Source organism: Gilliamella sp. B3783, assembly GCF_026536125.1.
Lineage (GTDB): Bacteria > Pseudomonadota > Gammaproteobacteria > Enterobacterales > Orbaceae > Gilliamella.
In genome coordinates this window covers 1-14,380 of sequence record NZ_JAFNOU010000007.1, presented here as the reverse complement: position 1 = coordinate 14,380, position 14,380 = coordinate 1, and the positions used below count along the sequence as shown (strand labels likewise).

The window sequence follows — 14,380 nt, the reverse complement described above, 5'->3', positions numbered from 1 at the left end:
GGTCATGTGAGATTATATAAAGGAGCCAAATCATGTCTAAACAACAAATCGGTGTTATTGGAATGGCAGTAATGGGGCGAAATCTTGCTCTTAATATTGAAAGCCGTGGATATACTGTCGCGATTTATAATCGCTCTAAAGATAAAACCGAGCAAGTGATGGCTGAACATCCCGATAAACAATTGGTTCCCCATTTTACGATTGAAGATTTTGTTGCTTCATTAGAAAAACCGCGCCGTATTCTGATAATGGTACAAGCAGGTAAAGGAACGGATGCCGTAATTGATGAGCTACGCCCCCTGTTAGATAAAGGCGACATTATTATTGATGGTGGTAACGCCTATTTTGAAGATACCATCCGTCGCAATAAAATGCTTTCAGATGAGGGTTTTAATTTTATTGGTACTGGTGTTTCTGGTGGTGAGGAAGGAGCACTTAAAGGACCATCTATTATGCCTGGTGGTCAAAAAGAAGCCTATGATTTAGTTGCACCAATATTAGAGAAAATCGCTGCCAAAGCTGACGGTGAACCATGTGTTACTTATATTGGACCTGATGGCGCAGGCCATTATGTGAAAATGGCTCACAATGGTATTGAGTATGGTGATATGCAGCTAATTGCTGAAAGCTATTCAGTATTAAAACATGTGGTCGGATTAGATAATGAGCAATTATCAAGTGTGTTTACTGACTGGAATAAGGGCGAGTTAAATAGTTATTTAATTGAAATTACTGCTGATATTTTTAAATATAAGGATGAACAAGGTCAATATCTGATAGATGTGATTTTAGATGCAGCAGGTAATAAAGGAACCGGTAAATGGACCAGTCAAAGTGCATTAGATTTAGGTGAGCCTTTATCATTGATTACTGAATCAGTATTTGCCCGTTACATTTCGGCTATTAAAGATCAGCGTGTTGCTGCGGCAAAAGTTTTAAAAGGGCCACAACAAGTGACTTATACTGGTGATAAAAAAGAATTAATTGAGAAGGTTCGCAAAGCACTTTATATGGGAAAAATTATCTCTTATGCTCAAGGTTTTGCACAACTCAAAGCTGCATCAACTCATTATAATTGGCAGTTAAATTTTGGTGAAATTGCTAAAATATTTAGAGCAGGATGCATTATTCGTGCACAATTTTTACAAAAAATTACTGATGCTTACGCAGACAATAATGATATAGATAATTTGTTATTAACACCTTATTTTTCTCAAACAGCTCAAGCTTATCAGCAAGCATTACGTGATGTGGTTTGTTTAGCCGTTCAACAAGGTATTGCAGTGCCAACGCTTTCTGCTGCTATTGCTTATTACGATAGTTATCGTTCGCCTGTTTTACCAGCGAATTTAATTCAAGCACAACGAGATTATTTTGGTGCGCATACCTATAAACGTTTAGACAAAGAAGGTGTATTTCACACTGATTGGTTAAATATTGAATCGTAATTGGTCGTAATACTGTTACATCTATTTTTTAGTTAGAGTGTAAGTATACCTTCCGCTCTAACTAAAAAATTCTTTGAATCCGCCCCGCTTTATTAAGCTCATTTCTATTATTAAAAATAAAAACCGTTGCGTGCATTAATCTTAGGCTTGTCAAGCAATTTTATTTTTTTTAAATTGTAGAAAAACACAATATATGGTGTATAATCATAATATATTTACTATATATAGTATCAGTCAAGCGATGTGAAAATTCCGGCGTATATCAAATTAAGTCTAATATTCTAATAAAGATTTAAGAAATCCCGATAATTATAATGAGTATTAACATTGATATATGACCCATTAACCGCTAATAAACCATGAATATTGAGGAGTATATATGCCCGTAGTCATCAAACGTGATGGTTGTCAAACCGCATTTAATGAAGGTCGGATTAAAGATGCCATAGTTAAAGCAGCTGTTGCTGCTAATGTGAATGATCCTGATTATTGTGCTGCTGTTGCTCGCGTTGTGACTAATCAAATGACAGAACGTGAAAGTGTTGATATTAACGAAATTCAAAATGCGGTTGAAAATCAGTTAATGTCAGGACCTTATAAAAAACTGGCAAGGACTTATATTGAATATCGACATGATCGTGACCGAGCGCGAGACCAACGTAGTCGTTTGACTCAAGATATTCGCGGCTTAATTGAACAGAGTAATGTTGCAATTTTGAACGAAAATGCTAATAAAGATAGTAAAGTTATTCCAACACAACGCGATTTGTTAGCCGGTATTGTAGCAAGGCATTATGCTAAACAATACTTATTACCAAAAGAAATATCACGCGCTCATGATTGTGGCGAGATTCATTATCATGATTTAGATTATGCACCATTTTTTCCTATGTTTAACTGTATGTTAATTGATTTAGATGGTATGTTGACCAATGGCTTTAAAATGGGTAACGCTGAAATTGAGCCACCAAAGTCGATTGCAACAGCGACAGCGGTCACCGCACAAATAATTGCACAAGTTGCGAGCCATATTTATGGTGGTACAACTATTAATCGTATCGATGAAGTGCTAGCGAAATTTGTTACCATTAGTTATCAAAAACATAAACAAATCGCTCAAGAGTGGGATATACCTAATCCAGAGGCATATGCAGAAAGCCGTACTCAAAAAGAGTGTTATGATGCGTTTCAATCTTTAGAGTATGAAGTTAATACTTTACATACTGCTAATGGCCAAACTCCTTTTGTTACTTTTGGTTTTGGTTTAGGAACAAGTTGGGAATCACGTTTAATTCAAGAATCTATTCTAAAAGTTCGCATTAAGGGTTTAGGTAAAAATCATAAAACAGCAGTTTTCCCAAAATTGGTGTTTGCCATTAAAGATGGTATTAATCACAAACAAGGTGATATTAATTACGATATTAAAGCGCTAGCGTTAGAGTGCGCAAGTAAGCGTATGTATCCTGATATCTTGAATTACGATAAAGTGGTTGAGGTTACAGGATCATTTAAAACCCCAATGGGATGTCGAAGCTTTTTAGGTGTTTATGAAGAAGATGGTGAGCAAATTCACGATGGACGTAATAATCTTGGCGTGATTAGTTTGAATCTGCCGCGTATTGCCATTGAAGCCCAAGGTGATGAATCTCGTTTCTGGCAAATTTTAGATAAGCGTTTAGAATTATGCAAAGAAGCCTTAATGACACGTATTGCTCGTCTTGAAGGGGTAAAAGCTCGCGTCGCACCTATTTTATATATGGAAGGGGCTTGTGGTGTGAGATTAAAAGAAGATGATAGTGTTTGTGAAATATTCAAAAATGGTCGAGCTTCGATTTCTTTAGGCTATATCGGTATTCACGAAACATTAAATGCACTTTATGGAAATAAAACGCATCCATTTGATAATGATACATTGCGCGAAAAAGGCGTAGCTATTGTTCAGCGTTTACGACAAGCCGTGGAACAGTGGAAAGCTGAAACGGGTTATGGATTTAGTTTGTATAGTACCCCAAGCGAAAACCTTTGTGATCGTTTTTGTCGACTTGATACTGCTGAATTTGGTGTTATTCCAGGGGTAACTGACAAAGGTTATTATACAAATAGTTTTCATTTAGATGTAGAGAAGAAAGTCAATCCATACGAAAAAATAGAGTTTGAAAAGCCTTATCCTGAAGTAGCTAATGGCGGATTCATTTGTTATGGTGAATACCCTAACATGATGAATAATATTAAAGCATTAGAGGATGTTTGGGATTATAGTTATAGTCGAGTTCCTTACTATGGGACTAACACCCCGATTGATGAGTGCTATGAGTGTGGCTACACTGGTGAATTTTCGTGTACAAGTAAAGGTTTTGTTTGTCCAAGTTGTGGTAATCATGATTCGTCAAAAGTCTCAGTTACTCGCCGAGTTTGTGGCTATTTAGGTAGTCCTGATGCTCGTCCATTTAATGCCGGTAAACAAGAGGAAGTAAAACGACGAGTTAAACATTTAAACAATGGTCAAATTGGATAATGTTAATTAAATAGTTATGAATTATCATCGTTATTATCCTGTAGATGTTGTAAATGGTGAAGGCACGCGTTGCGTGCTGTTTGTCGCAGGTTGTGTACATCAGTGTCCTGGTTGTTATAACAAAAGTACATGGGGAATCAATTCAGGTGTGCCTTTTACACAATCGCTTGAAGATCAAATTATTAAAGATCTGCAAGACACAGAGATCAAACGCCAAGGATTATCGCTTTCTGGTGGTGATCCTTTGCATCCACAAAATGTTCCAGCTATATTAAAATTAGTTCAACGGGTTAAATCAGAATGTATTAACAAAGATATTTGGCTATGGACGGGGTATAAACTTGATGAATTAACCGCCGAACAACAAGCAGTAGTGCCTTATATTGATGTATTAATTGATGGTAAATTTATTCAAGAACTTGCTGATCCTCGGCTGTTATGGCGAGGAAGCAGCAATCAAATCATACATCGATTTAAACAATAAAATTATTTGCCATTATTGCGATTTGTGTAAGTTTAAAAGATAAGAAATCGCTTCACGATAATTAATTTCTAGATTTTCACTGCTAGACGAGGTGATGTGTAAGTCAGTAATTTTACCATTATCAATACCATAAACCCATCCGTGCAAATTAACTTTTTGACCGCGCTGCCATGCCGATTGAATAATGGTTGAGTGACCTAAATTATAAACTTGCTCAATGACGTTGAGTTCACATAAAATATCTAGGCGAATATGCGCTGGAAATTCACCAATAAGTGAGCTATATCGAAACCATAAATCTCGAATATGTAGAAGCCAATTGTTAATTAAACCTAAATCTGGGTTTTCAACAGCTGAGCGTATTCCACCACATCCTAAATGGCCACAGACAATAATATCTTCAATTTTAAGTACATCAACGGCATATTGGACGACAGATAAACAATTGAGATCGGTATGAATGACTAAATTACCTACATTTCGATGGACAAATAATTCACCAGGTTGCAATTTAATCAGTTTTTCGGCAGGAACCCGGCTATCAGAACAGCCGATCCATAAAAATTTAGGATTTTGGGCAATTGCTAGTTGTTTAAAAAATTCGGGATCTTCTTGCTCAATTTTTTCTGACCACTCGTGATTAAAACGAATTAAATCGTTTACATTTACCATTCATCTATTCCTTTAATATTTCATTATTATAAGATTGTATTATTTTTGAAAATAAACTTTATATTATTTAATTGGTTTCAATGTGTTGGATTTTACTTTTCATTATTAATTTTCGCCACATTGGTGTGGTTAAAATTTTGGCCTTGATAATTTTGCTGTATAATTTTAGACGTAATAGTAGTGTTTTTTGGTAATACAGTTTATTGGGTTTTGCTTGGCCGCTATTTAATATTTTACTTAGAATCTCAGCGCTATCGAGTGCATAGCTAATTCCTTCCAAAGAACTTGCACTAATAAAACCAGCCGCTTCACCGATTAAAAATATGTTCTCATTGCCCGTGTAAAAATCGCGTAAACGATTTGGATAGATAACGAGGCATTTTTCAGTTTTGACTAAATCACTAAAAATAAAACCTTGTTGCGTTAATTTTTGTTTTAACTTTTCGAAATGTTGATTTGCTTCTTTTTTTGCAAAGGCTCCACCTAAAATAAAGTAACCATCTTTAGACATACTCCATGCATAACAGTTAGTTAAATTGTTGTCAAAAATGCAAGAATAAAAAGGTGTAGTATGTTTTTCAGCAAACCATTGCTGAATAGCGACATATTGTCTAATGGAATGTTTAGGGTAACGCATTCGCCTTACAATGGAATTAGCACCATCAGCACCTACGACATATTGAGCAGTGAATTTTTGTTCTCTATTATTTTCATCAACATAAGTGACTTGGTATCCATCAATGATTCTTCTTACTTCTTTGCATAACGTATTATGTAAAACAGTAACGGTTTCGGGAATGAGTGACTTTAGCCATAGATCAAACTTATGTCGATCAAAGCTGATATAACTGCGTTGATAATTACGAACTAGTTGAGTTTGCAAATCGATGGTTTTAACGCTAAATATTTGTGGATCGGTTAAAATGTCAGCAGGTATGTTTAATTTTTGTCTGACAAAAGATTTTTGCGCATCATTTGCCAGTAATCCACCACATGGTTTATGAAAGCCATCATGACCTGTTTGGTTTTTTTTGTCTAGTGCAATAATTTTAAATGAAGGACTAAGTAATCGTGCCAACGTACTACCGGCAGGCCCTAGACCAATAATTGCAATATCGTAATCCATAAAATTATGTTATTTGCCCTATCAATTTTTGACTAATGTTATATTATCACATTTAAAGTGAAATGTGGCTAATCAAGGACGAGAATAGGGTAAGTTAGGTATCGTTGACATAGTATTTATTAAGCTATATGGATATATAATCCCATATAGCTAAGTTAAAATTGGCTATTTTTAACTGGCAACGGTTGTCAAAAAAGCTTGGTTTAATTCTTCAAAGGGTAAAGTTCGGCTAATTATGACTAAACGTGATAGTTTTTCTGCCGAATCTTGCCAGGGTGAACCATAATCAAAGCCAACGACTTTGTGGACACCTTGAACAATTAAGCGTTGTGGATTATTTTTGATAGCAAGTACACCTTTGTATCGTAGCATGTCATTGCCGTATTGCTCGACTAAATTTTCCATAAAAGAACCAATTTTTTTGATATCAAGCTCACCTGCTTCAAAAAGATAAGAGCAAATATCATCATTCCATGATTGAGTTTGCTTTTGTCGAGGCAGAACAGTGAAATCGGCCATAAATTTTTTGGCGGGATTAATGACAAAATAGCCTTTATGAATACTTAGATCATCCGTTAGATCAAAAGCATGTATATCAATCCACTGCGATTTAGGTATTTGCCCGTTTACGGCTTCAATGATTGTGGCTTTATGGTTGATGTTGTTAATTCGATTAATCACTTTTAATTTTTCTGAATTACTAATGCAGTCAGTTTTAGTCACAATAATACGATCTGCAAACCCAATTTGTGAAAGCGTGACGCGATGCTCATCAAGATGCTGTAAGATATGCTGGGCATCGACTAAAGTAATAATTGCATCAAGTTGAAAGCTTTGACGAATCAAATCATCAATAAAAAATAGTTGAATAATTGGTGCAGGATCGGCAAGTCCAGTTGTTTCAATTATTAATCGATCAAATAATAACTCTCCTGCTATGCGCTGATCGTGTAATTGGTATAAGGCATCGGTTAGCTCTCCTTGTACTGTACAACAGATGCATCCATTAGTCATTTCAACAATTTTAATGTCGGTTGTTACATTTAGCAGATGGCTATCAACGTTTATCGGGCCAAACTCATTTTCGATAATAATTATTTTTTCGTTAGGATTCTGTGCTAACAAATGATTAATTAATGTGGTTTTACCTGAACCTAAAAATCCAGTTAATAAAGTGACAGGTATTGATGGGGAACTGGTTTGTATTGTCATTTCTTCATTCTTTACTTTTTAGCAACTAGCAACATTTGAATCCGCCTTTACCACCGTAACGTGCATCTTGCCGTTCTTTAAAAAACTCTTCATAAGTCATAGGCGTTTGTTCTGGGTGGGTTAGTTTCATATGTTGAACATAAGTATCATAATCTGGAATACCGACCATAAGTTTAGCTGCTTGGCCTAGATATTTTCCTGCTTTGGCGATTGAATCAAACATATTTTATCTCTTATTAGCTAAAGATATTGATAAGTAGATCTTATTTCTTCATTATAATCTGTGACACATAAATCACGAATTACTGTTGATTCACTATAAAGTGCTAATTTGTTTGAGTCAATTGCTGATTAATACTAATTTATACAATGCTATAAAAGCTTAAAAGCAATTTTAATTTTGATTGATTAAATTCAAGTGGTGATGTTTTAAAAAAGGTTTCAATAAATTGATTTATCTATGAGTAAATAACTTTTATAATATCGGGCAATTTAATTCTAATAAGAGTCTATAATGGAAAAGTTTCACCTTACTGGTCCAACTTCTTTAAATGGTGAAGTTGTGATTTCTGGGGCTAAAAATGCAGCCCTACCTATTTTATTTGCTGCAATTTTAGCTGAAAAACCCGTCGAAATTCAAAATATTCCTAAGTTAAAAGATATTGATACAACGTTAGAATTACTCAGTCAGTTAGGTGTGAAATGTACCCGCAATGGCTCGATTCATTTAGATGCAGGGCAAGTTAATAATTATTGCGCACCTTATGAGCTAGTGAAAACTATGCGCGCATCCATTTGGGCATTAGGCCCATTAGTTGCTCGATTTGGTCATGGTCAAGTATCTTTACCTGGGGGATGTGCTATTGGTGCTCGACCTGTTGATTTACATATTATTGGCTTGCAACAACTAGGGGCAACAATTTCTCTTGACGAGGGTTATGTTAAAGCAACTGTCGATGGTCGATTAAAAGGCGCACATATTGTAATGGATAAAGTTAGTGTTGGTGCTACTGTGACTATTATGTCAGCAGCAACATTAGCGGAAGGGAAAACGATAATCGAAAATGCTGCCTGTGAGCCTGAAATTGTTGATACGGCTAAATTTTTAAATACGTTAGGTGCTAAAATCTCGGGTGCTGGTACCGTGCGTATTGAGATAGAAGGCGTAGAGCGATTAGGCGGCGGCGTACATGAAGTGGTTTCAGATCGCATCGAAACCGGTACCTTTTTGGTAGCAGCAGCGATATCAAAAGGTAAAATTACCTGTCGTAAAACAGATCCAAAATTGCTTGATGCTGTATTATCTAAACTAAAAGAAGCGGGCGCTGATATCCAAACTGGCGATGACTGGATTTGCTTAGATATGCAAGGTAAACAGCTTAATGCAGTTAATATCCATACTGCTCCTTATCCTGGGTTTCCAACTGATATGCAAGCTCAATTCTCTTTACTTAATATGGTTGCTCAAGGCACAGGAATTATTAAAGAAACAATTTTTGAAAATCGATTTATGCATGTCCCTGAACTTATTCGAATGGGCGCTAGAGCCGAGATTGAAGGTAACACTTTAATCACGCATGGAGTTGATAAACTAAGTGGTGCCCAAGTTATGGCAACTGATTTACGTGCTTCAGCTAGTTTGGTTTTAGCCGGTTGTATTGCTGAAGGTTCGACATTGGTTGATCGTATTTATCACATAGATCGTGGTTATGATAATATTGAAGATAAGCTTAGAAAATTAGGCGCTAATATTGAAAGAATTAAGTAGTTTTTAACTTAAAATACTTGTAAATACAACGTAAGGTGATAAAGGAGTGTAATCGTGACAAAACAAGCTTTGGTCTGTTTATCAAATGGTTGTGAAGAAACAGAAGCTGTAACAACAATTGACCTTTTAACCCGAGCGGGTATTAATGTTGCCACCGCAAGTATTTCGCAGGATAGAGAAGTGCATTGCTCAAGAGGGGTGACTATTTTAGCTCAAAAAACTTGGCTTGAAGTTAAAGAACTTAATTTTGATGTTGTTATTTTACCTGGTGGATTAAAAGGCGCAGAAAATTTTCGTGATTGTCCTGCGCTTATTGAAAAACTACAGCAAACCCATCAAGCTGGAAATATCGTTGCTGCAATCTGTGCTTCACCAGCAATGGTTTTACAGCATCATCATTTATTTCCTAACGCTTATATGACTGGGTACCCAACAACGAAAGATGCCTTTCAACTTTGGAAAAATGAAAGAGTTTATTTTGATCAAAAAAATAACGTGATTACCAGTCAAGGTCCTGCCACATCAATTGATTTTGCGCTAAAAATTATTGATGTTTTACTCGGTAGTAAAAAAGCCGCTGAAGTTGCACAGCAACTTGTTCTACCATCAGGTATTGAATGCTATCAATAGGTATCAAATGTCAAATTCACATTTGTATGAAAAGTTAGTAAAACGCGCGACACTTAGTGCTGTTTTAATTTCTATTGTTTTGATCATAATAAAACTGCTAACTTGTTGGCTTACAGGATCAATAAGTTTGTTGGCATCTTTATTAGATTCAAGTATTGATTTGCTTGCTTCAGGATTGAATTTTTTTTTGGTTCGTTATGCGTTAAAGCCGGCAGATGATGATCATACTTTTGGACATGGTAAAGCTGAATCACTAGCTGCTTTAGCACAAAGTACTTTTATTATAGGGTCGGCAACAATTGTATTGTTGTCGAGTGTAAAATCAGTTATTTCGCCTAGTGAAATTCAGGTTCCTTTACTCGGTATCATTATCTCAATTATATCGACTGTCATAACTGCATTTTTAGTCTTATATCAAAAGTACGTCATAAAATTGACAAGAAGTAAAGCAATTGAAGCTGATATGTTGCATTATTCTTCGGATATGTTAATGAATATTGCTGTCATATTTGCCTTAGCTTTAAGTTGGTATGGCGTGGCTTATGCTGATGCTTTTTTTGCTTTCTTTATTGCTTTATATATTTGCTATAGCGCTTATCAAATAGCTTATAATGCTATTCAAGATTTACTTGATCGCGCTTTACCGGATAGTGATAATGCCAAAATTGCTGAAATTATTGCTGCCTATCCCGATGTGCGTGGTTTTCATGATCTTAAAACCAGACAAGCCGGACCATTAAAATTTATTCAATTACATCTTGAGCTAGATGATGATATGCCTTTAATTCAAGCCCATGCTATTGCCGATAGTGTTGAAAAACGTATTTCAGAAGAGTTCTCACCGGCAACTGTTATTATCCATCAAGATCCTATTTCTGTTGTACCTATCGAAATGATGCAGTAGACAATTTCAGCAAAATAGCTTTTATCATCTATTGTTAGATATCTGTTTAAACTCTATAATAGTTAAAATTTAATTAGTTGGAGTTATTTTGTATGATAAAAAAAATAGGTATTTTAACGAGTGGTGGTGATGCTCCGGGAATGAATGCTGCTATTCGAGGAGTAGTTAGAACTGCGTTAACAGAAGGTTTAGATGTTTATGGTGTTTATGATGGTTATTTAGGGCTGTGTGAGGATCGCATATCTCAACTTGATCGTTATAGTGTTTCCGATATTATCACTCGTGGCGGTACTTTCTTGGGTTCGGCTAGATTTCCTGAGTTTAAAGATAAAGAAGTTAGAAAAAAAGGTATCGAGAATTTAAAAAAACACGGTATTGATGCATTAGTAGTTATTGGTGGTGATGGTTCTTATATGGGCGCCATGCGTTTAACCGAAGAAGGTTTTCCATGTATCGGTTTACCGGGTACTATCGATAACGATATTCGTGGTACTGATTATACTATTGGTTATTTCACTGCGTTAAGTACAGCGGTTGAAGCTATTGATAGACTGCGTGACACTTGTTCATCACATCATCGAATTTCAGTTATTGAAATCATGGGGCGCGATTGTGGTGATCTTACCTTAAATGCAGCGGTAGCTGGCGGGTGTGAGTTCATGATCATTCCTGAGGTTTCTTATACTAAAGAAGATTTGATTGAAGAAATTAAATTAGGCTTTGCTAAAGGTAAGAGACATGCCATTGTCACTGTCACTGAGCATATGTGTGATGTTAATCAGCTAGCTAAAGACATTGAAGATGCGGTAGATCATGAAACTCGTGCTACTGTTTTAGGACATGTGCAACGTGGTGGAAGTCCTGTTCCTTATGATCGTATACTTGGCTCACGTATGGGTGCATATGCCGTTCAATTACTTCTAGAAGGGCATGCAGGTAGAAGTGTCGGTGTGCAAAATGGTAAGTTAGTTCATCATGATATTATTGATGCAATTAACAATATGAAACGACCATTTGATATGGATCTTTATAATACAGCAAAACGTCTTTTCTAGCGGTGAGTTTGATCCCGCACGATTAATAGTGTTATGAAAATAAAACAATTTAGGTGAATGCTTATTGGTAATAATTTAACCAAATAAGTATTCACTTTTTTCATTGAAGTTCTTAGTTATCAGCTGATAAAATTAAGTTAGTTCGTTATTCTTAAATAATAGTCTTTACAAAAGTGCAAATTAACTGGTTTATGCACCACTTTAGTCATTAGCATTGATAAATGCTTCAATAAAGTTTCATTTCATTATTATTATCAATTATAAGTAATTAATTATTGAAGAGGGGAGATAAATAATGGCATTAAATTATTTAGAAGATCATGAGCGTTTCTATGTTTGTGATGCTAACAATAAGCAAATAGCAGAAATGACGTTTACTAGAGTTGGTCAAAATAAAGCAACAATTAATCATACTTATATTGATCCTGAATATCGTGGCAAAGGGATTGCAGATAAATTATTAAATTTGGTTGTGACCAAATTGCAACAAGAACAACGTGAAATTATTCCTATCTGTTCTTATGCAGCTAAAAAATTGATGAAATAATACTAGAACCATATTCAAATAAACTAAAAAATTTGAATCAAATACTGTCAAGTTTTATTTTGATTATTATTTTTTACAAATTTAATTATAGTTAAGTGAATATGTGCTAATGTATAGCAATTTCCTAAACGTAGAATTTCGATATTTAAGATGGAATCTGCAAAATCACAAAAAATTCACTCAATCCACGTTTTACGTGGTGTTGCTATTATCATGATTGTTTTTAGCCACTGTTTAGGTGTGTTTAAAAATAGTAATTTAATTGCAAACAGTTACTTATTTTCTTTTTTAAATCTATTTGCCTTTAATTTCACAACATTTTTTGTACTCATTGCCGGATTTTTATTTCAACATTTGACTTATAAATTTAATACTAAAACTTACTATTTATCGAAATTTAAAACAGTAGTATGCCCATATATTTCAGTCTCTATTTTTTGTTTTCTGTTTTTTCATTATCAATATTTATCTGATTTACCGTGGATTTCATCAACAGAGCCTAGCATATTAAGCACAATAACTAAAATGATGTTGACTGGAACACAGTTATTACCGTTATGGTTTATGCCAATGATTATTATTATTTATTTAATGGCTCCTTTATTGTATATGTGGTCACATAAAAATTTAATTGTTGCTGGTTTAATGTCTATGTTTTGGGTCGTGATTTTTACCAAACCTGATTTTACTCAGCCTATTTTAAATTTATTGCATTATGGTCCGGTTTATCTAATTGGTATGATGATTAAGCAAAATTATCAAACTATTATGAAGGCAGTGAAAGATAACCTATTTTTGTTTATATCCTTTTTCTGTTTATGCTTTTTTGTGCCCTTTGCTTATCGATATATTAGCCAATTGGGTATTGAAAATCTTTATTTTGATACATTGCAAAAAATTATTTTATTCATATTAGCGCTCTATTTATTGGATCCACTAAATCATAAAAACAACGATGGTCGAGTTTATAAATTTTTCTCTTACATGGCTAATATCAGCTTTCCAATTTATTTTATACATGAAATTATCGTATTAGAACTTGAGCAGCAAGTGATTAGTTCAGCTATAGGAGATGTCATTAAAACTGATAATGGTCAACTCGCATCATTAGGTGCAATTAGCTTTTTAGTATTAACATTATCTATTAGTATTGTTATAGCTAATGCAATAAAATTTATCTTCAAAGATAAAGCTAAATTTTTTATTGGGGGAAGTCGCTAATCCTCAATTATTCGCATTGAAATTCAGCGCTTATGAGATATTTGTTATTATTTGACGGCACAGTAAGTGCTTTGCAATCAGAAACATAAATAGCTTTTTTGGTTAATTGAATACTATTTTCATACTGGCAAACGAAGTAAATCCAATCATTAAATCCCTGATTATAAGAATTCAAATCTTTCCAATGATAGTTTTTATTGCCCTTGTTTTCAGAGGGTATGGGTTTATCATTATTATAAAGATTAATGCTAGTTAGATGTGCTTTTGGTTTAGTAAAAGCATTCACATCGATATTAAAAGGTAAAGGACGATTATGCTCTAATACAACTGAATCAATATAAACCACTTCAGGACAATCAAATACCATTTCATCAGCATAACTATTGAACGTAAAAAGTAGACCAGTAGTTAATAATACAAACTTCTTCATTGTTTAACCCAATATCTTATTAAGCTTTCTATTATTATCAGATAATACGAGGATATTAATTCCTGTTCAAGTTAATAAACTAATATTAAAGTAATAAATTATTTTTTAATAAACTTATTAATGTTTATTTATTTTACGATAATTGTCTATACAACAATTAAATTGAGCAAATAAAACACAAACAGAAAAAAAATAGCAATAAACACTTGCAGGAATTTTTTAAGAGCCTATAATGCGCATCCACTGACACGGCGTTAGTGAAAAACAAACGAAGAACGTGTTGGAGAGCAAGATCAAAAATATTGAAAAAAGATCTTGACGAATAAAAAGGTGTAGCGTAGTATACGCAGCCCTTGAGACAGCAAACT

The 14,380-nt window shown here is 34.4% G+C and carries 14 protein-coding genes; 9 read left to right on the top strand and 5 right to left on the bottom strand.

Features of this window, described 5'->3' with window-relative positions; translation table 11 throughout:
- Nucleotides 1-32 precede the first annotated feature (32 nt).
- From gndA to nrdG, 3 genes are all read left to right on the top strand, one after another.
- Complete coding sequence (gene gndA / locus J3U59_RS08005; RefSeq protein ID WP_267333841.1) at nucleotides 33-1,448, top strand: NADP-dependent phosphogluconate dehydrogenase; 1,416 nt, start codon at nucleotides 33-35, stop codon at nucleotides 1,446-1,448.
- A 379-nt stretch (nucleotides 1,449-1,827) separates the two neighbouring features.
- On the top strand, nucleotides 1,828-3,963 hold the full coding sequence (nrdD, locus tag J3U59_RS08000) for an anaerobic ribonucleoside-triphosphate reductase (protein ID WP_267333840.1): 2,136 nt from the start codon (nucleotides 1,828-1,830) through the stop codon (nucleotides 3,961-3,963).
- A 16-nt stretch (nucleotides 3,964-3,979) separates the two neighbouring features.
- Nucleotides 3,980-4,447, top strand: a complete 468-nt coding sequence (gene nrdG, locus J3U59_RS07995) for an anaerobic ribonucleoside-triphosphate reductase-activating protein (protein ID WP_065798231.1) — start codon at nucleotides 3,980-3,982, stop codon at nucleotides 4,445-4,447.
- Nucleotides 4,448-4,459: 12 nt separating this feature from the next.
- On the opposite strand, the gene can is transcribed toward nrdG, so the two are convergent.
- The 4 genes from can to J3U59_RS07975 all read right to left on the bottom strand — a co-directional run bounded on the left by can (nucleotide 4,460) and on the right by J3U59_RS07975 (nucleotide 7,680).
- The gene (gene can, locus J3U59_RS07990) at nucleotides 4,460-5,119 is read right to left on the bottom strand and encodes a carbonate dehydratase (RefSeq protein WP_065634946.1); all 660 of its coding nucleotides are present in this window, start codon (nucleotides 5,117-5,119) and stop codon (nucleotides 4,460-4,462) included.
- Between the two features lie 67 nt (nucleotides 5,120-5,186).
- The gene (locus J3U59_RS07985; RefSeq protein ID WP_267333839.1) at nucleotides 5,187-6,245 is read right to left on the bottom strand and encodes an FAD-binding protein; all 1,059 of its coding nucleotides are present in this window, start codon (nucleotides 6,243-6,245) and stop codon (nucleotides 5,187-5,189) included.
- A 171-nt stretch (nucleotides 6,246-6,416) separates the two neighbouring features.
- Nucleotides 6,417-7,457, bottom strand: a complete 1,041-nt coding sequence (locus J3U59_RS07980) for a CobW family GTP-binding protein (RefSeq protein ID WP_267333838.1) — start codon at nucleotides 7,455-7,457, stop codon at nucleotides 6,417-6,419.
- 25 nt (nucleotides 7,458-7,482) lie between these two features.
- Entirely contained in the window at nucleotides 7,483-7,680 is a 198-nt protein-coding gene (locus J3U59_RS07975; protein WP_065577812.1) for a YbdD/YjiX family protein, read from the bottom strand.
- A gap of 291 nt (nucleotides 7,681-7,971) precedes the next feature.
- Between J3U59_RS07975 and murA the strand changes: the two genes are divergently transcribed.
- The 6 genes from murA (at nucleotide 7,972) to J3U59_RS07945 (ending at nucleotide 13,582) form a co-directional block, all read left to right on the top strand.
- The gene (gene murA, locus J3U59_RS07970; protein ID WP_267333837.1) at nucleotides 7,972-9,225 is read left to right on the top strand and encodes a UDP-N-acetylglucosamine 1-carboxyvinyltransferase; all 1,254 of its coding nucleotides are present in this window, start codon (nucleotides 7,972-7,974) and stop codon (nucleotides 9,223-9,225) included.
- A 54-nt stretch (nucleotides 9,226-9,279) separates the two neighbouring features.
- Complete coding sequence (yajL, locus tag J3U59_RS07965; protein WP_267333836.1) at nucleotides 9,280-9,855, top strand: protein deglycase YajL; 576 nt, start codon at nucleotides 9,280-9,282, stop codon at nucleotides 9,853-9,855.
- A gap of 7 nt (nucleotides 9,856-9,862) precedes the next feature.
- Entirely contained in the window at nucleotides 9,863-10,759 is an 897-nt protein-coding gene (locus tag J3U59_RS07960; protein WP_267333835.1) for a cation diffusion facilitator family transporter, read from the top strand.
- Nucleotides 10,760-10,851: 92 nt separating this feature from the next.
- Entirely contained in the window at nucleotides 10,852-11,814 is a 963-nt protein-coding gene (gene pfkA / locus J3U59_RS07955; protein ID WP_267333834.1) for a 6-phosphofructokinase, read from the top strand.
- Between the two features lie 295 nt (nucleotides 11,815-12,109).
- Entirely contained in the window at nucleotides 12,110-12,361 is a 252-nt protein-coding gene (locus tag J3U59_RS07950; protein WP_065634940.1) for a GNAT family N-acetyltransferase, read from the top strand.
- 150 nt (nucleotides 12,362-12,511) lie between these two features.
- Nucleotides 12,512-13,582 carry an acyltransferase gene (locus J3U59_RS07945; RefSeq protein WP_267333833.1) on the top strand — a complete coding sequence of 357 codons (1,071 nt, stop codon included), beginning with the start codon at nucleotides 12,512-12,514 and terminating at the stop codon, nucleotides 13,580-13,582.
- A 7-nt stretch (nucleotides 13,583-13,589) separates the two neighbouring features.
- Here the strand turns inward: J3U59_RS07945 and J3U59_RS07940 are convergent, their stop codons facing one another.
- A complete protein-coding gene (locus J3U59_RS07940; protein ID WP_267333832.1) occupies nucleotides 13,590-14,012 on the bottom strand; it encodes an STY0301 family protein in 423 nt (140 codons plus the stop codon).
- Nucleotides 14,013-14,380: the final 368 nt, after the last annotated feature.

Bases quoted from the DNA above. Each gene is read 5' to 3' on its own strand.
- gndA (WP_267333841.1), top strand. From the start codon at position 33: ATGTCTAAACAACAAATCGGTGTTATTGGAATGGCAGTAATGGGGCGA.
- nrdD (WP_267333840.1), top strand. From the start codon at position 1,828: ATGCCCGTAGTCATCAAACGTGATGGTTGTCAAACCGCATTTAATGAA.
- nrdG (WP_065798231.1), top strand. From the start codon at position 3,980: ATGAATTATCATCGTTATTATCCTGTAGATGTTGTAAATGGTGAAGGC.
- can (WP_065634946.1), bottom strand. From the start codon at position 5,119: ATGGTAAATGTAAACGATTTAATTCGTTTTAATCACGAGTGGTCAGAA.
- J3U59_RS07985 (WP_267333839.1), bottom strand. From the start codon at position 6,245: ATGGATTACGATATTGCAATTATTGGTCTAGGGCCTGCCGGTAGTACG.
- J3U59_RS07980 (WP_267333838.1), bottom strand. From the start codon at position 7,457: ATGACAATACAAACCAGTTCCCCATCAATACCTGTCACTTTATTAACT.
- J3U59_RS07975 (WP_065577812.1), bottom strand. From the start codon at position 7,680: ATGTTTGATTCAATCGCCAAAGCAGGAAAATATCTAGGCCAAGCAGCT.
- murA (WP_267333837.1), top strand. From the start codon at position 7,972: ATGGAAAAGTTTCACCTTACTGGTCCAACTTCTTTAAATGGTGAAGTT.
- J3U59_RS07960 (WP_267333835.1), top strand. From the start codon at position 9,863: ATGTCAAATTCACATTTGTATGAAAAGTTAGTAAAACGCGCGACACTT.
- pfkA (WP_267333834.1), top strand. From the start codon at position 10,852: ATGATAAAAAAAATAGGTATTTTAACGAGTGGTGGTGATGCTCCGGGA.
- J3U59_RS07950 (WP_065634940.1), top strand. From the start codon at position 12,110: ATGGCATTAAATTATTTAGAAGATCATGAGCGTTTCTATGTTTGTGAT.
- J3U59_RS07945 (WP_267333833.1), top strand. From the start codon at position 12,512: ATGGAATCTGCAAAATCACAAAAAATTCACTCAATCCACGTTTTACGT.
- J3U59_RS07940 (WP_267333832.1), bottom strand. From the start codon at position 14,012: ATGAAGAAGTTTGTATTATTAACTACTGGTCTACTTTTTACGTTCAAT.